Source organism: Pseudomonas sp. ZY71 (genome assembly GCF_036542145.1).
GTDB classification, from domain to species: Bacteria; Pseudomonadota; Gammaproteobacteria; order Pseudomonadales; family Pseudomonadaceae; genus Aquipseudomonas; species Aquipseudomonas koreensis_A.
This window is the reverse complement of record NZ_CP144274.1, coordinates 1,624,835-1,647,983: the sequence shown is the minus strand read 5'-3', so window position 1 is coordinate 1,647,983 and position 23,149 is coordinate 1,624,835. Positions and strand designations below refer to the sequence as shown.

General features: G+C 59.0%; 19 protein-coding genes and 1 pseudogene. 7 read left to right on the top strand and 13 right to left on the bottom strand.

Going from position 1 to position 23,149, the window contains the following annotated elements:
* Positions 1 to 126: 126 nt before the first annotated feature.
* From VY732_RS07305 to aceK, 3 genes are all read right to left on the bottom strand, one after another.
* On the bottom strand, positions 127 to 1,248 hold the full coding sequence (locus VY732_RS07305; RefSeq protein WP_116028888.1) for a beta-ketoacyl-ACP synthase III: 1,122 nt from the start codon (positions 1,246 to 1,248) through the stop codon (positions 127 to 129).
* A 328-nt stretch (positions 1,249 to 1,576) separates the two neighbouring features.
* Positions 1,577 to 5,488, bottom strand: a complete 3,912-nt coding sequence (gene hrpA, locus VY732_RS07300; protein ID WP_331695091.1) for an ATP-dependent RNA helicase HrpA — start codon at positions 5,486 to 5,488, stop codon at positions 1,577 to 1,579.
* 277 nt (positions 5,489 to 5,765) lie between these two features.
* Entirely contained in the window at positions 5,766 to 7,487 is a 1,722-nt protein-coding gene (aceK, locus tag VY732_RS07295) for a bifunctional isocitrate dehydrogenase kinase/phosphatase (RefSeq protein ID WP_123594761.1), read from the bottom strand.
* Between the two features lie 399 nt (positions 7,488 to 7,886).
* On the opposite strand from aceK, the gene VY732_RS07290 reads away from it, so the two are divergent.
* Both VY732_RS07290 and VY732_RS07285 read left to right on the top strand, forming a co-directional pair.
* Entirely contained in the window at positions 7,887 to 9,512 is a 1,626-nt protein-coding gene (locus tag VY732_RS07290) for a methyl-accepting chemotaxis protein (RefSeq protein WP_331695090.1), read from the top strand.
* 85 nt (positions 9,513 to 9,597) lie between these two features.
* A complete protein-coding gene (locus VY732_RS07285) occupies positions 9,598 to 10,506 on the top strand; it encodes a DMT family transporter (RefSeq protein ID WP_123594763.1) in 909 nt (302 codons plus the stop codon).
* A gap of 121 nt (positions 10,507 to 10,627) precedes the next feature.
* Here VY732_RS07285 and VY732_RS07280 read toward each other — a convergent pair whose 3' ends face one another.
* Positions 10,628 to 11,491 carry a DMT family transporter gene (locus VY732_RS07280; protein ID WP_331695089.1) on the bottom strand — a complete coding sequence of 288 codons (864 nt, stop codon included), beginning with the start codon at positions 11,489 to 11,491 and terminating at the stop codon, positions 10,628 to 10,630.
* Positions 11,492 to 11,586: 95 nt separating this feature from the next.
* Positions 11,587 to 11,751, bottom strand: a complete 165-nt coding sequence (locus VY732_RS07275) for a hypothetical protein (protein ID WP_331695087.1) — start codon at positions 11,749 to 11,751, stop codon at positions 11,587 to 11,589.
* Positions 11,752 to 11,941: 190 nt separating this feature from the next.
* Here VY732_RS07275 and VY732_RS07270 point away from each other — a divergent pair, with 190 nt between their 5' ends.
* Positions 11,942 to 12,469, top strand: coding sequence for a hypothetical protein (locus tag VY732_RS07270; protein WP_331695085.1), 528 nt, complete (start codon positions 11,942 to 11,944; stop codon positions 12,467 to 12,469).
* Positions 12,466 to 12,666, top strand: a complete 201-nt coding sequence (locus VY732_RS07265) for a hypothetical protein (RefSeq protein ID WP_127926226.1) — start codon at positions 12,466 to 12,468, stop codon at positions 12,664 to 12,666. Before VY732_RS07270 ends, VY732_RS07265 begins: the two co-directional genes overlap by 4 nt.
* A gap of 57 nt (positions 12,667 to 12,723) precedes the next feature.
* Here the strand turns inward: VY732_RS07265 and VY732_RS07260 are convergent, their stop codons facing one another.
* On the bottom strand, positions 12,724 to 13,662 hold the full coding sequence (locus VY732_RS07260) for an aspartyl/asparaginyl beta-hydroxylase domain-containing protein (protein WP_034153190.1): 939 nt from the start codon (positions 13,660 to 13,662) through the stop codon (positions 12,724 to 12,726).
* A 184-nt stretch (positions 13,663 to 13,846) separates the two neighbouring features.
* Positions 13,847 to 14,821, bottom strand: coding sequence for a cysteine synthase A (cysK, locus tag VY732_RS07255; protein ID WP_077571562.1), 975 nt, complete (start codon positions 14,819 to 14,821; stop codon positions 13,847 to 13,849).
* A 127-nt stretch (positions 14,822 to 14,948) separates the two neighbouring features.
* Between cysK and VY732_RS07250 the strand changes: the two genes are divergently transcribed.
* Positions 14,949 to 16,025 (top strand): DUF748 domain-containing protein, encoded by a 1,077-nt coding sequence (locus VY732_RS07250; protein ID WP_077571561.1) that lies wholly within the window; start codon positions 14,949 to 14,951, stop codon positions 16,023 to 16,025.
* A 7-nt stretch (positions 16,026 to 16,032) separates the two neighbouring features.
* Here the strand turns inward: VY732_RS07250 and VY732_RS07245 are convergent.
* Positions 16,033 to 16,290 (bottom strand): annotated as a pseudogene (locus VY732_RS07245) (DUF2442 domain-containing protein); the annotation flags it as partial.
* Between the two features lie 281 nt (positions 16,291 to 16,571).
* On the opposite strand from VY732_RS07245, the gene VY732_RS07240 reads away from it, so the two are divergent.
* A complete protein-coding gene (locus VY732_RS07240) occupies positions 16,572 to 17,417 on the top strand; it encodes an AAA family ATPase (RefSeq protein ID WP_007911294.1) in 846 nt (281 codons plus the stop codon).
* Positions 17,418 to 17,429: 12 nt separating this feature from the next.
* Positions 17,430 to 18,608: a vWA domain-containing protein gene (locus VY732_RS07235; RefSeq protein WP_007911295.1), complete on the top strand. Its 1,179-nt coding sequence runs from the start codon at positions 17,430 to 17,432 to the stop codon at positions 18,606 to 18,608.
* A 62-nt stretch (positions 18,609 to 18,670) separates the two neighbouring features.
* On the opposite strand, the gene VY732_RS07230 is transcribed toward VY732_RS07235, so the two are convergent.
* From VY732_RS07230 to VY732_RS07210, 5 genes are all read right to left on the bottom strand, one after another.
* Positions 18,671 to 19,219, bottom strand: a complete 549-nt coding sequence (locus VY732_RS07230; protein WP_331695081.1) for a hypothetical protein — start codon at positions 19,217 to 19,219, stop codon at positions 18,671 to 18,673.
* Between the two features lie 118 nt (positions 19,220 to 19,337).
* Positions 19,338 to 20,255 carry a biotin-dependent carboxyltransferase family protein gene (locus tag VY732_RS07225; RefSeq protein WP_331695079.1) on the bottom strand — a complete coding sequence of 306 codons (918 nt, stop codon included), beginning with the start codon at positions 20,253 to 20,255 and terminating at the stop codon, positions 19,338 to 19,340.
* Positions 20,252 to 20,956: a 5-oxoprolinase subunit B family protein gene (locus VY732_RS07220; RefSeq protein WP_331695078.1), complete on the bottom strand. Its 705-nt coding sequence runs from the start codon at positions 20,954 to 20,956 to the stop codon at positions 20,252 to 20,254. Before VY732_RS07220 ends, VY732_RS07225 begins: the two co-directional genes overlap by 4 nt.
* Positions 20,953 to 21,705 (bottom strand): 5-oxoprolinase subunit PxpA, encoded by a 753-nt coding sequence (locus VY732_RS07215; protein WP_116028877.1) that lies wholly within the window; start codon positions 21,703 to 21,705, stop codon positions 20,953 to 20,955. Before VY732_RS07215 ends, VY732_RS07220 begins: the two co-directional genes overlap by 4 nt.
* A 62-nt stretch (positions 21,706 to 21,767) precedes the next feature.
* On the bottom strand, positions 21,768 to 23,054 hold the full coding sequence (locus tag VY732_RS07210) for an MFS transporter (RefSeq protein ID WP_116028876.1): 1,287 nt from the start codon (positions 23,052 to 23,054) through the stop codon (positions 21,768 to 21,770).
* Positions 23,055 to 23,149: the final 95 nt, after the last annotated feature.

Sequence of the window (23,149 nt, the reverse complement as noted above, 5' to 3'; positions counted from 1 at the left end):
CTTGTGCCGATTCCGAAAATGACGGCGCCAGGTCTTCACCTGCCGCCATTTCCGAAAAATTACAGCGTTTGAGCCGATTCGGATGTAGGAAAAGTCGGCGCGATTAAGAGGAAATTAAACCTCTTTTCAACGCTTGCGCAGAATGACGCTGCCGATCGAATAGCCGGCACCGAACGAACTCAAGACAGCCAGCGAACCGGCAGCCAGATCGTCCTGATATTTGTGGAAAGCAATCACCGAACCTGCGGAGCTGGTGTTGGCGTAGGTGTCGAGAATCACCGGCGCTTCTTCTTCGGTGGCCTCACGGCCCAACAGTTTGCGCACGATCAGGTGGTTCATGCTCAGGTTAGCCTGGTGCAGCCAGAAGCGCTTCACGTCGCCGACGTTAAGCTGGTTCTCTTGCAGATGCTCGCCAATCAGCTCGGCAACCATCGGGCAGACATCCTTGAACACTTTGCGGCCTTCCTGCACGAACAGTTTGTCGCGGGCGCCGATGCCCTCTTCCGCTGCGCGGTTGAGGAAGCCGAAGTTGTTGCGGATGTTGTTGGAGAACTTGGTCAGCAGTTTGGTGCTGACTACATCGAACTGGTGCTTGGACGTCGCGGTGTCAGCACGCTCGATGATCACCGCAGTCGCGGCATCGCCGAAGATGAAGTGGCTGTCGCGGTCGCGGAAGTTCAGGTGACCGGTGCAGACTTCCGGGTTGACCATCAGGATCGCCCGGGCCTGGCCCAGTTGCACGCTGTTGGCCGCAGCCTGGATGCCGAAGGTGGCCGAGGAGCAGGCCACGTTCATGTCGAAACCGAAACCCTGAATGCCCAGAGCTTCCTGGACTTCGATGGCAATGGCCGGGTAGGCGCGCTGCAGGTTGGAGCAGGCGACGATCACGCCGTCGATGTCAGCGGCGGTTTTGCCGGCGCGTTGCAGGGCCTGTTCGGCAGCGCCGATGGCCATCTGGCAGAGCACCGACCATTCGTCGTTGGAACGCTCTGGCAGGCGCGGGGCCATGCGTTGCGGATCGAGGATGCCGTCCTTGTCCATGACAAAGCGGCTCTTGATGCCGGAAGCCTTTTCGATAAACGCAGCGCTGGATTCGGTCAAGGCCTGGACTTCGCCGCTGGCGATCGCGTCGGCGTTGTCGGCGTTGAACTGGGCGACGTAGGTATTGAAAGACTGCACCAGCTCTTCGTTGGAGATGCTGTTGGCCGGGGTGTACAGGCCGGTGCCGCTGATGACGACGTTATGCATGGTCGTTTCTCTAATCTGTTCAGGCAGAAAGTGCTGGAACCGTCGTACCAACACACAAAGGGTCTATTCCCATCCGGGGGACGCAAACCTGGCATCGCTTTATTCCGTCGCGCGACCTGGCCGAAGGCTCTGGGTCGCGAAAGCGGCGTTTATGGTCGCGAAGTTTGCCATAAACGTGGACTTTTGGCGCCTTTCTCAAGCACAACCCACAACCCAATGTGGGAGCGAGCCTGCTCGCGAAGGCGCGGTGTCAGTCAGCACATTCTTACCTGACACACCGCTTTCGCGAGCAGGCTCGCTCCCACAGGGGATTGCGTATGGCTCAAGGTCAGGGCTCGACCTGAGTCCACTGCTTGTTCAGGCGTTTGTCGGAAATCGGCGTTTTCGTGCCCAACTGCTGGGCGAACAGCGACACCCGGTATTCCTCGAGCCACCAGCGATACAGCTCAAGCTGCGGATCGCGTTTGCCTTCCTGCGCATGTTTCGCTGCGCGGGTCTGGTATTGCGCCCAGAGGCCGGCGAGTTCGCCGCTCCAGACGCGATCCTTCTGCACCTGCGCACCGAGCTTTTCGAAACGCTGCTCGACCGCCTTCAGGTAACGCGGCAACTCTTTGAGCCACTGCATCGGCGTCTCGCGGACAAAACCCGGATAAACCAGATTGTTGATTTGCTGCTTGATGTCATTCAGCGCCACGGCTTGCGCCAGGTCGATCTTGCCTTTGAAGCGTTTTTGCAGACCGTGCCAGAGCTTGAGAATCTCCAGTGTCAACCGGGCCACGCGCTCGGCATGCTCGGTCCAGTTGCCGCGTTTGCGCTCGGCCAGTGCCGCCAAACCGGCGCCGTCGCGGGGCAAAGGGTCTTCGCCTTCGAGAATGCAGCTGTCGAGGCTCGCCAGCAGAATGTCTTCAACCAGCGCATCAACCCGCCCCAGCTCGCGATAGAGCAGGCCCAGTTCAGTCTGCCCCGGCAACTTGCTGCGCAGGAACTTGGCCGGCTCTGCCAGTTGCTGCATCAACAACCGCTGCAAGGCGCGACGGTGCTGGAATTCGGCTTCGGCCGGGGTCGAAAAGCGCCCCTCCTTGACCGTGCCGCCCTCTTCGACCAGCGCCGGATACACCGTCATCGACAGCCCGGCGATCTTCTGCTGAGTCTTTTCCGCCACCGGCGCAAAGACCTTGGCCTCCACCGGTTGCTGGCTTTTCGCACTTTGCGGCACGGCCAGTGCGGCCTGACTGGCTTCGGCAAACCGTGCGGTCAGCTCGGCCAGATCGCGACCTTCACCGAGGAATTTGCCCTGGCCATCGACGATTTCCAGGTTCATCCGCAGATGCCCCTCGACGCCTTGCTCGGCTTCTGCCCACGCCTCATCGCTGACCCGCGCGCCGGTCATGCGCAGCAATTCACGGCCCAGCGCTTGCGGCAACGAACCTTCGGCAAAGGTCATACGTTGCAAGGCAGCCTTGATGAAGTCCGGCACCGGCACAAAATTCTTGCGCAGCGCTTTCGGCAAGTTGCGCACGAGGGCGATGCACTTGGCCTCGATCAGCCCCGGCACCAGCCACTCCAAGCGTTCCGGCGGCAGCATCGGCAGCAGCGGCGCGGGCACGCGCAGGGTCACGCCGTCACGCGGGTGATTGGGTTCGAAGTGGTAGGTCAGCGCCAGTTCCAGATCGCCGATGTGCAGGGTGTCCGGGTAATCGCGCGCGGTGACTTCACTGGCCTCGCGGGCCAGCACATCTTCTTCGCGCATGATCAGCAGTTGCGAGTCTTTCTGACTATTGATGCGATACCAACTGTCGAAGGTCGCAGTCTGGTGAATCTCCGCCGGCAACCGCGCGTCGTAGAAGGCGTAGAGGGTTTCTTCGTCGGCAAGAATATCGCGGCGACGGGCCTTGGCTTCGAGTTCGTCGAGCTGTTCCAGCAGTTGTTTGTTGGCGCTCAGACACTTGGCTTTCGACTGAATCTCGCCGCGCACCAGACCTTCGCGGATAAACAGCTCACGCGAAACCACCGGGTCCACCGGGCCGTAATGCACCGGCCGGCGGCCGACCACGATCAGCCCGAACAGGGTGATCTGTTCGAACGCCACGACCTGGCCGCGCTTCTTCTCCCAGTGCGGTTCGAAATGGTTTTTCTTGATCAGGTGCCCGGCCAGCGGCTCGATCCAGTCGGCGTCGATCTTGGCGACCACGCGCGCGTAGAGCTTGGTGGTTTCCACCAGTTCAGCGGTCATCAGCCACTGCGGGCGCTTCTTGCCAATGCCCGACGACGGATGAATCCAGAAGCGCCGCTGACGCGCGCCAAGGTAATCGCCGTCCTCGGTTTTCTGGCCGATCTGACTAAGCAAACCGACCAGCACCGCTTTGTGCAGTTTCGGATAATCCGCCGGCTCTTTATTCAGGCTCAACTGCATGTCGCGGCAGATCAGGCTCAACTGCCGATGGGAATCGCGCCACTCGCGCAGACGCAGGTAGTTGAGGAAGTTCTTGCGGCACCAGTTGCGCAGCGGGCTCGCGGTCAGTGCCTGGCGCTGTTCCTCGAAACCACGCCACAGATTCACCAAACCGGCGAAGTCCGAGTCAATGTCTTTCCATTGCGCGTGGGCCTGATCGGCCGCTTGCTGACGCTCCGGCGGCCGCTCGCGCGGATCCTGAATCGACATGGCACTGGCAACGATCAGCACTTCCTGCAGGCTGCCGAGCTTAGCCGCTTCAAGCAACATGCGGCCCATGCGCGGATCGACCGGCAGGCGCGCCAACTGGCGACCCAGCGGGGTCAACTGGCTGTTGCGATCCACCGCCGAGAGTTCTTGCAGCAGGTTGAAACCGTCACTGATCGCCTTGCCATCCGGCGGTTCGATAAACGGGAACGCGGTGATCTCGCCGAGGCGCAGATGCAGCATCTGCAGGATCACAGCGGCGAGGTTGGTGCGCAGAATCTCCGGATCGGTGAATTCCGGGCGCCCGTTAAAATCTTCTTCGCTGTACAACCGAATGCAGATACCCGGCTCGACCCGGCCGCAACGACCTTTACGCTGATTGGCGCTGGCCTGGGAAATCGCCTCGATCGGCAGTCGCTGGACCTTGGCGCGATAGCTGTAACGGCTGATGCGCGCGGTGCCGCTGTCGATCACGTAACGGATGCCCGGCACGGTCAGCGAGGTCTCGGCGACGTTGGTCGCCAGCACCACGCGACGGCCCGGGTGCGACTGGAAAATCCGCTGCTGCTCGGCGGGCGACAAGCGCGCGTATAACGGCAGGATTTCAGTGTGTTTGATCTGCGCCTTGCGCAGCATGTCAGCGGCGTCGCGAATCTCACGCTCGCCGGGCAGGAACACCAACACATCACCGGGGCTGCGGCGTTCGCTGCGTTCGTAAGCGGCAATTTCATCGAGGGTAGCGAGGATCGCCTGATCGACGGTCAGGTCATCCTCGACGCGGTTGCCCTCTTCGTCCTGCTCCAGCGTCAGCGGGCGATACCAGGTGTCCACCGGGAAGGTGCGACCGGACACTTCGACAATCGGCGCATCATCGAAGTGCTTGGAGAAGCGCTCCAGATCGATGGTTGCCGAGGTGATGATGACTTTCAGATCCGGGCGACGCGGCAGCAGGGTTTTCAGGTAACCGAGCAGGAAATCGATGTTGAGGCTGCGCTCGTGGGCTTCGTCGACGATGATCGTGTCGTAGCGTTCGAGGTAGCGATCATTCTGGGTTTCCGCCAACAGAATACCGTCGGTCATCAGCTTGATCAGGGTGTTGGAATCGCTCTGATCCTCGAAACGCACCTGATAGCCGACCAGCGAACCGAGCGGCGTGCCGAGTTCTTCGGCAACGCGGCTGGCGACGCTGCGCGCAGCGATTCGACGCGGTTGCGTATGGCCGATCAGACCGTGCTGACCGCGACCGATTTCCAGACAGATCTTCGGTAACTGAGTGGTTTTGCCCGAGCCGGTTTCGCCGGCGATGATCAGCACCTGGTGTTTTTCCAGCGCCTTTTTGATCTCGTCGCGTTTGGCGGCGATCGGCAAACTGTCGTCGTAACGAATCACCGGCAGGCTGGCACGGCGCGCCAGCACCTGATCGCAGGACGCCTGCATGCGCGTCACCCATTGGGCCAGTTTGGCCTCGTCGGGTTTCTTGCGCAGCTCAAGCAACTGCCGCCGCAGCCGGTGACGGTCGGCGAGCATGGCGTGATCGAGGTTCTTCAGCAGTTTGTCGATGGAGGGCGATTCGTCGGTCATCGGGTAGGCAATTCGGTCGTCTATTTATGCAGGGGGCGGATTGTCGCAGATTTGGCGGATTTGTGGCGTGTCTGGGGGATTGCTGCCCTCACCCTAGCCCTCTCCCGGAGGGAGAGGGGACCGATCAGGGGATGCTGAAGATATTCACCGACCTGAAATTACTTTACCGAATCCACAATCGCCAAAATCTTTCAGGTCGGCGTTTGACCCAAGACACCTCGGTCAGCCCCCTCTCCCTCCGGGAGAGGGCTGGGGTGAGGGTGTTTTTTTTAAAGAGCTACTCGTTGTCGAGGCCTTTACGCCGATACGGGAAAACATCAATGACCTTCCCCGCCCGAATCGCCTCCTGCAAACTCTTCCAGTAATCGGCGTTATACAACTCGCCATGCAGTTGATCGAACAACTTGCGCTGCCCCGAATCGGCAAACAGGAACGGCGGAAACTCCTCGGGAAACACATCCAGCGGCCCGATCGAGTACCACGGTTCGGAGGCCATTTCGTCCTCCGGCGTGCGCGGCGCGGGAATGTGACGGAAGTTGGCCTCGGTCAGGAAGCAGATTTCGTCGTAGTCATAAAACACCACCCGCCCGTGCCGGGTGACGCCGAAGTTCTTCAACAACATGTCGCCGGGAAAGATGTTCGCCGCCGCCAGTTGCTTGATCGCCAGACCGTAATCCTCCAGCGCCTCGCGCACCTGCGCGTCGTTGGCGTTTTCCAGATACAGATTGAGCGGGGTCATTCGCCGTTCGGTCCAGCAGTGGCGTATCAATACCGTTTCGCCCTCGACCGAGACTGTCGATGGCGCGACTTCCAGCAATTCCTCAAGGCACGCCGGATCGAACTTGCTCAGCGGAAAACGGAAGTCGGCGAACTCCTGGGTATCGGCCATACGCCCTACCCGGTCGACGCTTTTCACCAATCGATACTTCTCGATCACCGTGGCACGGTCGACGTTTTTCGATGGCGAGAAACGGTCCTTGATGATTTTGAACACGGTGTTGAAGCCCGGCAGGGTAAACACGCTCATGACCATGCCGCGTACACCCGGGGCCATGATGAACTGGTCGTCGGTGTTGGCCAGATGATTGATCAGCGCTCGGTAGAACTCGGATTTGCCGTGCTTGTAGAAGCCGATCGAGGTGTACAGCTCGGCGATGTGTTTTCCCGGCAGGATGCGTCGCAGGAAACCGATGAATTCCGCCGGCACCGGCACATCGACCATGAAGTACGAACGGGTGAACGAGAAGATGATCGACACATCGGCTTCGTCGGTGATCAGCGCATCGATCTGGATCCCGCGCCCTTCGCGGTGCAGCAGCGGGATCACCAGCGGCCATTGCTCGTCGCGGGTGTAAATGCGCCCGACCAGGTACGCGCCCTTGTTGCGGTACAGCACCGAGGAAAACAGCTCGACGCTGAGTTCCGGGTCCTTGCACACCCAGTCCGGCAGGTTCTCGCGAAGTTGCGCTTCGAGGCGGCGCAGGTCGCCCGGCAGATCGGCGTAGTCCTCGCTGAAACGGTAGTCGGCAAAAATGCTCGCGAGCATCCCCGACAACTGGCCTTGCGGTTTGTAGGTTCGGGTCTGCGCGGCGCGGGCACGGCGCAGGCTCGGGCGCGTGGTGTGGATGAACATGCAGCCGTCACTGATCAGGTCATGGCTGAACAGCCCGCAGAAAATCGAGTTGTACCAGGTCTCGGACAGCTCATCGTCGAAGCGCAGGTCGATGACGCTGATGTAGGCACTTTTCACCAGCGGCCAGCAGCTGACATTCATCAGCGTTTCGTCGTCGAAGTATTCGCGCAGACGGGCGATGGTTTCGCCGACCTTGTCTTCGTAGAGGTTGATCCGCGCTGCCGACGCGGTTTGCGTCTCCTGCCAGCGCGCCTGCTCGAATCGCTCCCGGGCGCCGTCGGTGATCCGCCGGAAATGCTCGCGGTAATCGTCAAAGCCATCGAGGATCATCCGGGCGATGTCGGTGGCTGGCCATTGCTGCGGCATAGATAAGACCTCGGCGTGCGTTTGGAAATCTGTGCCTGAGCTTAGCCACGGATGCGCGCGCAGGTGAAGTGCAATTTCTGCCAAATCTGCGCCGGGGTTGTACGCCAACAGCGTTTTTGCAAAGTTTTTTTAATCGACCGTTCGGTCAGTTAAGCGCCTGAGCGGTGCTGTCTCTCATCCTGCGCCAGCCCGCGAATTCTCTGGGCTTCGGATCCAATAGAAAGCAGACGCGTCTAGGCCGTGGCTTTGCTGCAAATTCACGCACCCTCAGCGACGACGCCAGATTGATCTTACCAAAATAGTGGCACTTTGATATACAGCCCGCCATCACCCGCCTCACAACAAGATCCTCGGTCCACGAGGACGACCTCTCCCCCTCAAAGATCAAGGAGCACACTGATGTCTATCCGGAATCTGCGCATAGGTTTGCGCGCCAGTTTGAGTTTTGCCGTTTTGGCCGGTCTGCTGGTGGTGGTCGGCCTGTTCGGGCTCGGCCAGATGAAAACCCTGCGCGAAAGTGCAGCAGTGATCGAAGAATCATGGATGCCCAGCATCGAGAGCATTCATGACGCGGCGGCGAACATCGCCAGCATCCGCCTCGAATCGCTGCGTCTGATCACTAACTCCCAGCCTGCGGTGCGCGACCGAAGCAAAAGCATCCTCAAGGCGCAACGCGAGGAGTTGCTCAAGCGCCTCAACGATCACAAAGCCTTGATCGCCAGTGATCAGGAACAGGCGATGCTCGACGGCTTGAACGCGGCCGTCGGCAAATACCTGAGCATTCTCGATCAGATTGTCAGCCAGATTGACGCGGGGCAGAACGAGCAGGCTGCCACGCGTTTGAGCAACGAACTGGCACCGCAGGGCACAGTGCTCGACAAGACGCTGGAGCAGATGATCAGCCTCAATCAACAAGGTGCAGACGACGCCGCCGATGCCGCCGCAGCCATGTATGAACGGGCATTGTGGATCGTCGCGTCGATCATCGTGGTCGCCCTGATTGCCACCTTGCTATTGGCCTGGCTGCTGACCCGCAGCATCACCACCCCGATCAATCAGGCACTGGATGTCGCGCGGCGCATTGCTGCCGGCAATCTCAGTGGCGAAATTATCAGTAGCGGTAAAGATGAAGCCGCGCAGTTGCTCGAAGCCCTCGCCGAGATGCAAGGCAATCTGCGCTCGACCATCCGCGGTATCAGCGAATCAGCGCAGCAACTGGCTTCCGCTGCCGAGGAAATGAGTTCGGTGATGGAGCAAAGCACCCGCGGTCTGCAACAGCAGAATGACCAGATCGAACAAGCTGCCACCGCGGTCACCGAGATGAGCACGGCGGTGGACGAAGTCGCGGCCAATGCGGTGTCCAGCGCCGAGGCGTCTGCCGCATCCAACGAGGACAGCAAGCACGGCCACGTGCAGGTCAGCGAAACCATTAGTTCGATTCAGGAGCTGGTCGATGCGGTACTCGGTGCTTCCGCACAAGCCGAGGGCCTGGCCACTCAGGCGCAGGACATCAGTAAAGTGCTGGAGGTGATTCGCGGGATTGCCGGGCAGACCAATCTGCTGGCGCTCAATGCGGCGATCGAAGCGGCACGCGCCGGTGAAGCCGGGCGCGGTTTTGCCGTGGTCGCCGATGAAGTGCGTTCGCTGGCGCAACGCACGCAGAACTCCACCGAAGAAATCGAGCTGATGATCAGCAGCATCCAGCAAGGCACCGGGGCAACCGTTGGCGCTTTGCAGAGCAGTGCCGAGCAGGCGGGTCAGACGTTGCGCCGCGCCAACAGTGCCGGTCAGGCACTGGAAAAAATCACCGCGTCGATCTCGCAGATCAACCAACGCAACCTGGTGATCGCCAGCGCGGCCGAGCAACAGGCATTGGTGGCGCGTGAGGTCGATCAGAATCTGGTGACGATCCGTGACCTCTCGACGCAGACCGCCGCCGGCGCCACTCAGACCTCGGCCGCAAGCCAGGAACTGTCGCGTCTGGCGGTCGATCTCAACGGCCTGGTCACACGCTTTGTGATCTGACCGCTAAGTTGCATGCCCGAATAGCGGTTGCCTTCGTCAGGGCGCTCGGCAACACTCTCGTCCCGATCAAGGAAGGAGACCCGCCGTGAGCCCTGTCGATATTTTCCGTATGTTGTCGCTGGCGGCCATCTGGGGCGCAAGTTTTCTGTTCATGCGCATTATTGCGCCGGTGATTGGCACGATTCCGACCGGATTTTTTCGCGTGTCCATCGCTGCCGCCGGCCTGTTGGTGATCCTCGGTCTGATGCGCGTGCGCTGGGATTTCAAAGGCAAACTGAAAACCGTGATGCTGCTGGGCGTGATCAACTCAGGGATTCCGGCGACGCTGTATTCGGTTGCTGCCCAGGTTTTGCCGGCCGGTTATTCGGCGATTTTCAACGCCACCACGCCGCTGATGGGCGTGCTGATTGGCGGGTTGTTCTTCAGTGAAAAACTCACCGCAGCCAAACTCGGCGGGGTGTTCCTCGGCCTGTTCGGTGTTGGCGTGCTGACCCGCGCCGGTCCCGTGGCATTTGACATGCAGCTGTTGATGGGCGCCCTCGCCTGCTTGCTGGCGACCACTTGTTATGGTTTTGCCGGTTTCCTCGCGCGACGCTGGCTGGATCAGGCTGGTGGACTGGACAGTCGTCTGTCGGCGCTGGGCAGCATGCTCGGCGCGACGTTGTTCCTGTTGCCGTTGTTCGGCTATAGCGTGATCACTTCACCGCCGGTCAGTTGGGGCGGCTGGAATGTCTGGCTGTCGCTGCTGGGCCTGGGTCTGGGCTGCACGGCGTTTGCCTACATCATTTACTTCCGCCTGCTCAGTTCGATCGGCCCGGTGAAGTCGATGACCGTGACCTTCATGATTCCGCCGTTCGGGGTTTTGTGGGGGGCTTTGCTGCTGGATGAGCCCTTGTCGATGGCGCATATCTACGGTGGCGTGCTGATTGCGGCGGCGTTGTGGTTGGTGTTGAAGCCGGCGGTGGTGAAACCTTCGCAGGTGACAGCCCGCTAGACTTCTGGCGTTGCTGAAATGGCTATCGCGAGCAGGCTCACTCCTACAATTGGAATGCGTTCCCCTGCAGGAGTGAGCCTGCTCGCGATCGGCGGCCTAAAAGCCGCCACCTGACGATCTGTTACCCCCTTTCACGAAACACAAATGCCAAGCCGACCACAATCAACAGCATCCCAAGCACACTCAACGCCGCCAGGCGATTGCCGAAAATCAGATAGTCCATCACCGCCGTCACCGCTGGCACCAGGTAAAACAGACTGGTGACATTCACCAGATTGCCCCGCGCAATCAGCCGATACAGCAACAACGTCGCCAGCACCGAGACCACCAGCCCCATCCACAACACCGGCACGATAAAACCGGTGCTGTGTTCAAAATGGAACGGCTGAAACGGCACGAAAATCCCGCACAACAACAGCCCGGCCAGATATTGCACCGGCAGTGTACCGAGGGGATTGTCGGTGATGCGTTTCTGCATGATCGAGCCCAGCGTCATGCTCGCCAGCGCCAGCAACCCGAACAACATTCCCACCCAGGACATCCCGGCCAGACCGATGCCTTGGTAAACCACCATGATCAGCCCCGCCAATCCCAAGGCCAGACCGAACATCCGACTCGCCGAGCGCTGCCGCTCCATCAACACCACGGTGAGAATCGGCTGCACGCCCATGATGGTCGCCATCACGCCCGGAGTGACTTTGGTGTTGAGCGCCAGTAGATAGAAAATCTGATAGGCCCCCAACAACACCACACCCGTGGCAATCGCAAACAGCATCGGTTTGCCGCCCTTGGGCAGCTTCAGCTTCAGCAGCGGCGCCAACAGCATCAGCCCACACAAGGCGATCACAAAGCGAATCAACAGAAAGGCAAACGGCGAAGCGTGGGCCAAACCCCATTTGGAGAAGATCGCACCGCTGCTCCACAGCAGAACGAACAGGCTCGTGGACGTCGCCGCGAGCGCGGATTTTTTCGACAGGACAAACATGAATACCACCTGTAGTCAGGCAAGAAGCCAACTCAGCCGAAGCTGAAATTCAGTAGGTTTTTCTGGCGGGCGCAGGGGTCAGCAAAAACTGCCGATCAGCCCGAAACGCCAACGCCCGGCGGTGATACGACTGCGCACACCGGCGTGCTACTGACAGGTGGGGGGTAATGACTGATCTGCTTGGGCTGCTGATTCCCCCACGGCACGACGCCAGCGTTGACCGCTGAATCGACTACCGCGTTGATGAGGGATGCAGGCATTTGCGCAGATCTTTTTTGAAGGGGTGGAGCGTGAGGCATACGACTCACGAGCGCCGACTATAACCAGCGTGGGACATGGATTGCAATGATTTGGACAAAGGGCCAGTAGCGACGGATGCATGGGAGCTGAATAGGCTGTTGAGCAACCGCAACACCTATCGATGGGGAGACATGGAATGCTCGAAATCATATGCCAAGGGAACGGACGTATTTGCGCTACCAGTTGTATCGGTCAGAGGCGAGAAAGGCGGCTAGTATCACCACCAAGAAAATGCTTTCTCATGAGGGCGCAGACTTTTCGAAAGTACGCTTCGAAGCCATCGATGCTCAGGCAATGAGTGCTTTTGAGCTTTGGGATAACCCGCATTTTTCCTGGGGAGATGTCGTCACCTGGAAGACCCGAGAACCCTTGTCTCTGGATGTCGCGATCTGGTTTGAACAAGAGCTCTGCGGGCTGTGTTTTGTCATTCCAAACAATAGCCGTCAGCGAATTCGAATCGTGCGGCTAGAGGGAAGGCCAGGGGAAGCGCATCCACTTAAAAACCGTATCGCGGCGTTGGCGATGCTGGCCATTGACGAATTTGCCCAAATTATTGGCAGCAGATTGATTGAAGTTCAGGAGCCCATGCAAGGAGCCATTCCGAAATATAGACAGCTCGGCTTCACATTTGATTTGGATGGCCGGCTTGTGCTCGCAGTGGAGGGTAAAGTATTGTGAAAACTGTTCAATTAATGATCAGCGAGGGCAAAAAAATGCGTAAGGTTGTTAAACGAGCCCCCTCGAAAAAGGGATCACGCAAAGCCGATGAAAAGCTGGGGGATTTAGTGTTATCCACCAACCAGCAACGATTTCTGCAAGTTCTTGTCGATGGCATTGACGTAGATGAACCCAACGTTCTCGCTGGGCGGCGCTGAATCGCAGGCAATAAAAAACCGCTCACAAGGAGCAGTTTTTTATTACAACATCCAGCCTTAACCAAACAGCCAATACCCCAACAACGTCAACACCACCACCGCCAGCACCGGCCGCATCACGCGGTAGGCTTTCGGATGACGACGTTTCCACTGTTTGACCACGCCGCTGAACTTGTCGCTGAAGTTCTTGCTCCAGGCATAGGCCTGGTTGATCCCGCCGACGCGTTCGTCATCAAGGTTTTGCGGTGCGGTGGCACGGCCAAGCCAGGCGCTGATCGCGCGGTTGATGCGAGTCATGAGGCGGTTGCTCAGCGGACGCTCGACGTCGCAGAACAGGATCACGCGGGTTTGGTCGGTTTCGTTCTTGACCCAGTGCACGTAGGTCTCGTCGAACATCACGTCTTCGCCGTCACGCCAGGCGTACACCTGACCATCGACGAAGATCCGGCAATCATCGGAGTTTGGCGTCGACAAACCGAGGTGATAGCGCAGCGAGCCGGCAAACGGATCGCGGTGCGGGTTCAGGTGACTGCCACCCGGCAGCAACGCAAACATCGCACCTTTGACGTTGGGAATCGCACTGACCAGCGCCACGGTTTTCGGGCACAGGGTTTCAGCCGACGGCAGCGGTTTGTCGTACCACTTGAGGTAGAAACGCTTCCAGCCCTTCTTGAAGAACGAGCCGAAACCGGCGTCGTTGTTCTTTTCCGCCGCGCGAATATAGCCCTCATCGAACAAATGCATGGCTTCGTCGCGAATGGTTTCCCAGTTGTCGCGCAGCACATCCAGTTCCGGGAATTTGCTGCGATCCAGGTACGGCTTGGACGGTACGCCGGAGAACAGGTACATCAAGGCGTTGTACGGGGCGAACAGCGCCGAGTGGTTGACGAACTGGCGCAGAACCGGCAAACGCGCCTTGCCGCGCAAATGCACATACAGGATGCTGCCCACAAACAGCAGCAGCACCAATACCTTGGCGGCTAACGAAAAGGTCATCAACGACTCCTTGAATAAAGACAACGCTGCGCAATGCCCTTTACCCGGCATGGCAGCCGGCCATGATAAACACTACCGGCGCCGGGCAAAACCCGCCTTACACAAGATTCAGTGTTAAGAATTGCGCAACAAAGCATTTATTAGCATAACGATCCTGAACCCTGGCTGACCTGAATCAACTGGATTACTGCTGAGTCTCCTGCTCTGTGAACAGATCGCTGAACAGCATGCTCGACAGATAACGCTCACCGGAGTCCGGCAGAATCACGACGATAGTCTTGCCCTGCATCTCCGGCGTCTCTGCCAGTCTCACCGCTACCGCCATTGCGGCACCGCAGGAGATACCGCACAAAATCCCCTCTTCCTGCATCAAGCGCAGGGCCATGGCCTTGGACTCTTCGTCAGTGACCTGCTCGACCCGGTCAACCATCGACAGATCCAGATTCTTCGGCACGAAACCGGCACCGATCCCCTGAATCTTGTGTGGGCTCGGTTTGATCTCTTCACCGGCCAGCGCTTGGGTGATTACTGGCGATGACACCGGCTCCACCGCTACCGACAGGATCGGTTTGCCCTGGGTATTCTTGATATACCGCGAAACACCGGTGATGGTTCCGCCAGTGCCGACGCCCGCGACCAGTACATCGACAGCGCCATCGGTGTCGTTCCAGATTTCCGGACCGGTGGTCTTTTCATGGATGGCTGGGTTGGCCGGGTTATCGAACTGCGATGGCATGAAGTATTTGTCGGCATCGCTGGCAACGATCTCGGCGGCCTTTTCGATGGCGCCTTTCATGCCCTTGGCCGGTTCGGTCAAGACCAGTTCGGCGCCCAAGGCCTTGAGAACCTTGCGACGCTCGATGCTCATCGAGGCTGGCATGGTCAGCATCAATTTGTAACCACGAGCGGCGGCGACGAATGCCAGACCGATCCCCGTGTTACCCGACGTCGGCTCGACAATGGTCATGCCCGGCTTGAGTTTGCCGCTGCTTTCGGCGTCCCAGATCATGTTGGCGCCGATCCGGCACTTGACCGAGTAACCGGGGTTGCGCCCCTCGATCTTGGCCAGGATAGTCACGCCGCGCGGCGCGATACGGTTGATCTGCACCAGCGGCGTGTTGCCGATGGAATGGGCGTTGTCAGCAAAAATACGGCTCATGGCTGGGTCCTTATGCAGCATTGAATTCAGCCTTCCAAGGTATGCCTGTTGCCTGGCGCAGTCCAGTCGGGTCGAACGTCTGCGCGGCGTAACAGTCAATCGCTTACATCGTCTGGGAATTGCCGTCATGAAGCGTCGCTACAGTTGGCCACTAGGGATTTTCGCCGTCGTCGTTGTGTTGCTGATCGCGCTGCACATCGCCCTGCCCTACATGGTGCGCGACTATCTGAACGGCAAACTGGCGGACATGGGTGACTACCGGGGTCAGATCACTGATGTCGATCTGGCCCTATGGCGCGGCGCCTACAAGATCAATGGGCTGAAAATCGTCAAGGTCGACGGCAAGGTGCCGGTGCCGTTCGTCAATGCACCGCTGATCGATCTTGCGGTCAGTTGGCATTCGCTGTGGTACGACCATGCTGTGGTGGCGCAAGTGAAATTCGTCAATCCCGAGATCAATTTCGTCGATGGCGGGGCCAACAAGCAGAACTCCCAGACCGGTCAGGGCACTGACTGGCGTGCGCAACTGGGCAAGTTGCTGCCGATAACCCTCGACGAAGTGCAGATTCACGACGGCAAGATCAGCTTCCGTAATTTCAATTCAAAACCGCCAGTGAACATGAACGCTACCAATGTCGACGCAAGCATCTACAACCTGACCAACGTGGTCGACAAGCAGGGCAAACGTGACGCCCGTTTCGAGGGCAAAGCGCTTTTGCTCGGGCATGCCCCACTGGAAACCACTGCCACCTTCGACCCGCTGAGCAATTTCGAGGACTTCCAATTCCGCCTGCGCGCCAAAGACATCGAACTCAAAAGCATGAACGACTTCGCCTCGGCTTACGGCAAGTTCGACTTCAACGCCGGCCACGGTGATGTGGTGATCGAAGCCCAAGCCAAAAAGGCCCAGGTCAACGGCTACATCAAACCGCTGCTGCGCGACGTCGAAGTGTTCAACTGGCAGCAGGACGTGGAAAACAAGAACAAGAGCATCTTCCGCTCGGTCTGGGAGGCCATCGTCGGCGGCTCGGAAACCGTGCTGAAGAACCAGGCGAAAAACCAGTTCGCCACCAAGGTCGAACTCAGCGGCAACGTCCATCAGCAAAATATCAGCGCATTCGAAGCGTTTTTGCAGATTTTGCGCAATGGTTTCGTACAGGCATTCAATGCCCGGTATGAGCGGCCGAAGCCGGATGCGGGTTAGGGTTCATTTCTGGAAAAGCATCCAGATATAGAGTATCGGCGCCAATCTGAATATCCGGGGCAGGCCATTCAACGGTCCAACCTTCATCGCCCAAGATGGCAGTCGCAAAGACTTGGGGATCAAGCAAGGGCTGCAACTGCTTATACGTATGAATATCTCGACTCAAATCGAGTGTCAGCGCTCGACCATCAACAAAGTCCAGTGCAAGCCGGCTATCAGAGAGTGCAGTAACTGCCGCCAAGCGTGGCCGTTTCATGGATAGCATCAATTCAGCGCCTCCGGGCACATGGGGGACTGCTTCGCAGCCCAGCGGGAGCAAGCTCCCTCGCCACAGATTCAGTGGACATCCTGAAGGCTATCGTCAAATCAACGAGGCCTGAATACTGGCCATCGGCCGAGACTGAGTCAACATGTGACGCCCCATTCAGAGACTGAATAAGCCGTCTGCGTTCACAGTCGACCGGCCTGCGCGTTATAGTCGGGCATCCGATTATTTCGCCCCCGCCCTGCCCGTTCAGGTCGGCGTTACCGTTCGAGGATTAGCAGATGAAGTTCGAAGGCACCCAGGCCTACGTCGCCACCGATGACCTGAAGCTGGCGGTCAACGCCGCCATCACCCTGGAGCGGCCGCTGCTGGTCAAGGGCGAGCCGGGCACCGGCAAGACCATGCTCGCCGAGCAACTGGCCGAATCGTTCGGCGCCAAGTTGATCACCTGGCACATCAAGTCCACCACCAAGGCCCATCAGGGCCTGTACGAGTACGATGCGGTCAGCCGCCTGCGCGACTCGCAACTGGGCAATGAAAAAGTCCACGACGTGCGCAACTACCTGAAAAAAGGCAAGCTCTGGGAAGCGTTCGAGTCCGAAGAGCGGGTCATTTTGTTGATCGATGAAATCGACAAGGCCGACATCGAGTTCCCCAACGACTTGTTGCAAGAACTCGACAAGATGGAGTTCTACGTTTACGAGATCGACGAGACCATCAAGGCCAAGAAGCGCCCGATCATCATCATTACCTCCAACAATGAAAAAGAGCTGCCGGACGCTTTCCTGCGCCGTTGCTTCTTCCACTACATCGCCTTCCCCGACCGCACCACCCTGCAGAAAATCGTCGACGTGCACTACCCGGACATCAAGAAGGATCTGGTCAGCGAAGCGCTAGACGTGTTCTTCGATGTGCGCAAGGTGCCGGGCCTGAAGAAGAAGCCGTCGACCTCGGAACTGGTCGACTGGCTGAAGCTGCTGATGGCCGACAACATCGGCGAAGCGGTGCTGCGCGAGCGCGATCCGACCAAAGCGATTCCGCCGCTGGCCGGCGCGTTGGTGAAGAACGAGCAGGACGTGCAGCTGCTTGAGCGCCTGGCGTTCATGAGCCGTCGCGGCACCCGCTAAGAGGCTGATGCCATGTTGCTCAACCTGTTCAATGAAATGCGTGCCGCCAAGGTGCCGGTGTCGGTGCGCGAGTTGCTCGACCTGATCAACGCGCTGAAACAGCGCGTGACCTTCGCCGACATGGACGAGTTCTATTACTTGTCGCGGGCGATTCTGGTCAAGGACGAACGCCATTTCGACAAGTTCGACCGCGCGTTCGGCGCCTACTTCAATGGCCTCGAAAAGCTCGATGATCACTTGCAGGCGCTGATTCCCGAAGACTGGCTGCGCAAGGAGTTCGAGCGCTCGCTGAGCGACGAGGAACGCGCGCAGATCCAGTCACTCGGCGGTCTGGACAAGCTGATCGAAGAGTTCAAGAAGCGTCTGGAAGAACAGAAGGAACGCCACGCCGGCGGCAATAAATGGATCGGCACTGGCGGCACTAGTCCGTTCGGCTCCGGTGGCTTCAACCCGGAAGGCATTCGGGTCGGCGATGCCGGCAAGCGTCAGGGCAAAGCCGTGAAAGTCTGGGATCAACGCGAGTACAAGAACCTCGATGATTCGGTGGAACTGGGCACGCGCAATATCAAAGTCGCCCTGCGCCGACTGCGCAAATTCGCCCGCCAAGGCGCGGCAGAAGAGCTGGACATCGACGGCACCATCGACCACACCGCCAAGGACGCCGGTCTGCTGAATATCCAGATGCGCCCCGAGCGCCGCAACACGGTGAAGCTGTTGCTGCTGTTCGACATCGGCGGTTCGATGGACGCGCATGTGAAGATTTGCGAAGAGCTGTTCTCGGCCTGCAAGACCGAGTTCAAGCATCTGGAGTATTTCTACTTCCACAATTTCGTTTACGAATCGGTATGGAAGAACAACATGCGCCGCACCTCGGAGCGCACTTCGACCCAGGATCTGCTGCACAAGTATGGCGCCGACTACAAAGTGATTTTCATCGGTGACGCCGCCATGGCGCCGTATGAAATCACCCAGGCTGGCGGCAGTGTCGAGCACTGGAACGAAGAGCCGGGCTACGTGTGGATGCAGCGCTTCATGGAGAAGTACAAGAAGCTCATCTGGATCAACCCGTATCCGAAAGATACCTGGGGCTATACCTCATCGACCAATATCGTGCGGGATCTGATCGAGGATCAGATGTATCCGTTGACGTTGCGCGGGCTTGAGGAAGGCATGCGGTTTTTGTCCAAATAACGGCCAAAGGGTTCCCACGTGAGCGTGGGAACCCTCAATTCCGTGCGGAATCGGCGGCCGTTTTACCAACCTGTTGCGAGATAGGAATTGCAGAGCCTGTCCATAAAGACGGTGTCCTGAATCGCCGGCCCGACAGAGGCAGTTTTTTGCCCGCGACGTCTCGTTTTCCCTTTGGCGACCACTTTCGTCCCGCCGTTTGCCAGCTCTACCCTGCGAGCTTTCTCAATATCCGTTTCAGAACTCAGGGTCGTTTCACTCTTCATCTCGCCCTCTGGCGACAGAAAACGAAACCTGACCCGGGTCGCCTCCGTTTCACTGTTGTTCCCCTCGGCAATCAGTTCCATGGATTGACCACTTGCCTCTGTGCGGTGATTCCAGTGAAACATTCGCATCATGTCGACGGTTGCGGTGGACATGAATGTCTCGATACGCGCAACGATGTCCTGATGACCGGCATCTTCGGCGTCCAGTCGTTGCACATTGTAGAAACGATCGACGCTCGCCCGATAAACCGGCACGCTGCCCACATCCTCATAAAAACCGACAATGTGCCCATCGACACGGTTCGCACACTCGCCCTCTGACTGGGCCATCACTTTCATAAAACGCATCTGTAACTTCCTTGTAAAAGATGAAGACCGATAGTTCCACACCTCCTTGACGCGTGATGTAGGGCAACTTACCAAAGCGTCAGGAAACGTCTCGGTCTTCAGTCCGAAATAAGGACAATTACAAGTAGGACTTCAGGTAGTTGATATGGTCGTGCCATGCACGCTCTTGCATGACAGGTGTGAAGCGCACCTTGTCACCCGGCAGACGCTGCGCCAGCCTCGCCAGCGCCAACGGCGTCAACGCGCCCAAGCGTGGATAACCACCAATGGTCTGGCGATCATTGAGCAAGACGATCGGCTGCCCGTCCGGCGGCACCTGCACTGCGCCGAGTGGAATGCCTTCGGAAATCATCGGTTGCCCCTGATAGTGCAAGGCGCTGCCCAACAAGCGAATGCCCATGCGATCTGCGCGACTGTCCAGTGACCAGGATGTATTGAACACGTCAAACAGGCTCTGCCCGCTGAACTGGCCGATCTGCGCGCCGAGTACCAGATCCAGCGCTGCATTCGATTTCAAATCCGGCCGTAACGCCAAAGGCACTTCACGAAGCGACAGCGATTCACCGCGATAGCTCAGCGCCGCCCCCTTGGCCAGCGGCAAGCCCAGGCCATCCAGACCACCGAACTCCTCGCGCACCACTGTCGCGCTACTGCCCAAGACCTTGGGGGCCTCGAAGCCGCCGGGCGCCGCCAGATAAGCCCGGGCACCGAGCAACGGTTGCGTGAACAGCAACTTCTGTCCTTTACCCAACTTGAAACTGCGCCACGGCGCCAGCGGTTGACCCTCAATCTGCGCGCCAAGATCAGCGCCGGCCAGCGCCAGCAGGCAGTCCTCCTCGGCGATGACGGCAAAGCCGCCGAGGGTGATTTCGATCACCGGCACATCCAGTCCGTTGCCCAGCAACCAGTTGGCCCAGCTCATTGAGCACCAATCCGCCGCGCCGCCCTGGGTCACGCCCAGATGGCGCACGCCGAAACGTCCTGCATCCTGCAACAGACAGAGCGGTGTACTCGCTTTAATCGTCAGTCGGCTCATGCCTGCACCTCCAGTGGTGTGTCATCGCCGCCCAGATTGACGAATTCGGCGTGACTGACCGCGTCGAATCGCACCGTGTCGCCCGGTTGCATCAGGCTGTAGCCATCACGGTTGCGGTCGAACAGTCTGGCCGGAGTGCGACCGATCAGGTTCCAGCCGCCGGGTGATACCACGGGATACGCAGCGGTCTGGCGCTCGGCAATCCCGACGCTGCCTGCAGCAACTTTTTTTCGTGGGGTATTCAGACGTGGCGCGGCCAGAATCTCTTCGACCAGGCCCATAAAGGCGAAGCCCGGTGCGAAACCCAGGGCAAACACCTGATACTCCCGCGCACTGTGGCGCCGGATCACCTCCGTCACCGCCAGACCGCTGCGCTCGGCGAGCAAGCTCAACTCAGGGCCGACGCTCAAGTCATACCAGACCGGCAGCACATGGCACTGGCCAGCCGTTCGCGCATTGGGCGACAGGTCGATCAACGCTTCGGCGATCAATTCCCGCGCCTGACCCGGACTCAGTGCAGTCAAATCGTAATGCACCATCAACGTCGTATAGGACGGCACCAGATCGATCAGTTGCTCACCGAATGCCGTACGCAAGCGCTCACTGGCGGCGAGCATCCACGGCATGTTGGCTTCGGCGATTTCATCGAACAGACGCAGCATCAGGCAATCCAGTGCCACCACTTCAATCCTTGGGTTCATGGCGCGCTCTGCTGATTCAAGGCCTCGCGAATGCGTTGCACGGCGGCGACCGAACTGGCGTTGTCGCCGTGCACGCAGAGGGTATTGGCGTGCAGCAGCAAGGCGCTGCCGTCGCTGGCGCTGAGGCTGTCGCCACGGGCGATGGTCAACGCTTGCTCGATGATCTTCTCGGGGTCGTGATGCACCGCGCCCGGCAGTTGTCGTGAAAGCAGTTTGCCGGCGCTGTCGTAGGCGCGGTCGGCGAAGGCTTCGAACCACAGGGTCACACCATACTCATCGCCGATCTGCTGCGCGGCGCAGTTGTCGCGGGTGGCCATCAACATCAACGGCAGGCTGCGGTCGTAAGCGGCCACGGCCTGAATCACCGCACGCAGTTGCGCCGGGTTGGCCATCATGTCGTTGTACATCGCGCCGTGGGGTTTGACGTAACTGACGCGCCCGCCCTGGGCCTTGCAAATGCCATCGAGGGCACCGATCTGGTAATGCAGGATGTCTTGCAGCTCTTGCGCCGAATACGCCATGGAGCGACGGCCGAAACCGACCAGATCCTGGTAAGCCGGGTGTGCGCCGATCTGCACGCCATGGCTCAACGCCAGGCTGACGGTCTTGCGCATGATGCTCGGATCACCCGCATGGAAACCACAGGCCACGTTGGCGCAATCGATGAAGGGCATGACCTCGGCATCCAGACCCATGGTCCAGCTGCCGAAACTCTCGCCAATGTCGCAATTCAATAGCAGGCGGCTCACGGTGAACACTCCTGTAGGTGCTTGTCTTTTTATCTGTAGGACTGTGCTGCGCAGGTTATCAGTTACTGCGCGTCCAGTTGCTTGCCACGGGTTTCCGGCAGGCTCAGCGCCGCGATAATCACCACGCCGTAAGACACCGCCGCAAAGGCGCCAATGCCTACGCTCAACGGTACTTTCTGGCTAAGCAGACCGATCAGCAGCGGAAACAATGCCGCCAGCGCCCGACCGATGTTGTAGCAAAAGCCCTGCCCCGAACCGCGAATTCGCGTGGGGAACAGCTCGGTCAGAAACGCGCCCATGCCACTGAAAATCCCTGAAGCAAAGAAGCCCAGCGGGAAGCCCAGCCACAACATCACGCCGTTGCTCACTGGCAGCTGCGTGTAGAGCAGAACGATGGTGAACGAGCCGACCGCGAAGAGGATGAAGTTCTTTTTCCGCCCCAGCAGGTCAGTCAGATAAGCGCTGATCACGTAACCGACGTAGGAGCCGACAATCACCATCGCCAGATAGCCGCCGGTGCCGAGTACGCTCAAGCCGCGTTCGTTTTTCAGAAAGGTCGGCAGCCAGGAAGTGATCGCGTAATAGCCACCCAACGCGCCGGTGGTCAGCAGCGAAGCGCGGAACGTGGTGAAGAGCATGCCGGGGGCGAAGATCTCGTAAAACTTCGACTGAGTCTCCGGCGTTTGTTGGGCCTTGGCCTCGCGATAGATCTCCGGATCCTTGACCAGACGACGGACGAAAATCACGAAAATTGCCGGCACGATGCCGAGGATGAACAGCGCCCGCCAGGCATCTTCCGGCGGCAATACCGAGAACAGCAACGCATACAGAATCGCCGTCAGTCCCCAGCCCAACGCCCACCCGGATTGCACCATGCCCACTGCTTTGCCACGGTCCTTGGCACGGATCACCTCGCCAATCAGCACCGCACCGGCGGTCCATTCGCCGCCGAAACCGAAGCCCATCAAGGTGCGAGCGATCAATAATTGTTCGTAGTTTTGCGCGAAGCCGCAGAGGAAGGTGAAGAAGGCGAACCACAGTACGGTCAGTTGCAGGGTGCGCACACGACCGATGCGGTCAGAGAGAATCCCGGCGACCCAACCGCCAATCGCTGAAGCAATCAGCGTGCTGGTATGAATCAACCCCGCTTCGCCGGTGGTGATGCCCCACATCGCAATCAGTGTCGGCACGACGAAGCTGAGCATCTGCGTGTCCATGCCGTCCAGACCGTAGCCGATCTTGCAGCTCCAGAACGTTCGGCGCTCCTGCTGGTTGATGTTGCGATACCAGTCGAACGGCCCCGGACGCGCCGGTGCCGTGGATGTTTCTAGGGTGTCGGGAGCACGCATGGCTTATCTCCGCAGGTTTTTTATTGGTCTTGTTCGTAGCCCCGACGACGCCTATCGTGGGGACCGGATGCGTCGATTTTTCGTCGCGCAGCCCT

Excerpts from the sequence above, each read along its gene's own strand:
- VY732_RS07305 (WP_116028888.1), bottom strand. The coding sequence starts at position 1,248 with ATGCATAACGTCGTCATCAGCGGCACCGGCCTGTACACCCCGGCCAAC.
- hrpA (WP_331695091.1), bottom strand. The coding sequence starts at position 5,488 with ATGACCGACGAATCGCCCTCCATCGACAAACTGCTGAAGAACCTCGAT.
- aceK (WP_123594761.1), bottom strand. The coding sequence starts at position 7,487 with ATGCCGCAGCAATGGCCAGCCACCGACATCGCCCGGATGATCCTCGAT.
- VY732_RS07290 (WP_331695090.1), top strand. The coding sequence starts at position 7,887 with ATGTCTATCCGGAATCTGCGCATAGGTTTGCGCGCCAGTTTGAGTTTT.
- VY732_RS07280 (WP_331695089.1), bottom strand. The coding sequence starts at position 11,491 with ATGTTTGTCCTGTCGAAAAAATCCGCGCTCGCGGCGACGTCCACGAGC.
- VY732_RS07275 (WP_331695087.1), bottom strand. The coding sequence starts at position 11,751 with ATGCCTGCATCCCTCATCAACGCGGTAGTCGATTCAGCGGTCAACGCT.
- VY732_RS07270 (WP_331695085.1), top strand. The coding sequence starts at position 11,942 with ATGCCAAGGGAACGGACGTATTTGCGCTACCAGTTGTATCGGTCAGAG.
- VY732_RS07260 (WP_034153190.1), bottom strand. The coding sequence starts at position 13,662 with ATGACCTTTTCGTTAGCCGCCAAGGTATTGGTGCTGCTGCTGTTTGTG.
- cysK (WP_077571562.1), bottom strand. The coding sequence starts at position 14,821 with ATGAGCCGTATTTTTGCTGACAACGCCCATTCCATCGGCAACACGCCG.
- VY732_RS07250 (WP_077571561.1), top strand. The coding sequence starts at position 14,949 with ATGAAGCGTCGCTACAGTTGGCCACTAGGGATTTTCGCCGTCGTCGTT.
- VY732_RS07240 (WP_007911294.1), top strand. The coding sequence starts at position 16,572 with ATGAAGTTCGAAGGCACCCAGGCCTACGTCGCCACCGATGACCTGAAG.
- VY732_RS07235 (WP_007911295.1), top strand. The coding sequence starts at position 17,430 with ATGTTGCTCAACCTGTTCAATGAAATGCGTGCCGCCAAGGTGCCGGTG.
- VY732_RS07230 (WP_331695081.1), bottom strand. The coding sequence starts at position 19,219 with ATGCGTTTTATGAAAGTGATGGCCCAGTCAGAGGGCGAGTGTGCGAAC.
- VY732_RS07225 (WP_331695079.1), bottom strand. The coding sequence starts at position 20,255 with ATGAGCCGACTGACGATTAAAGCGAGTACACCGCTCTGTCTGTTGCAG.
- VY732_RS07220 (WP_331695078.1), bottom strand. The coding sequence starts at position 20,956 with ATGAACCCAAGGATTGAAGTGGTGGCACTGGATTGCCTGATGCTGCGT.
- VY732_RS07210 (WP_116028876.1), bottom strand. The coding sequence starts at position 23,054 with ATGCGTGCTCCCGACACCCTAGAAACATCCACGGCACCGGCGCGTCCG.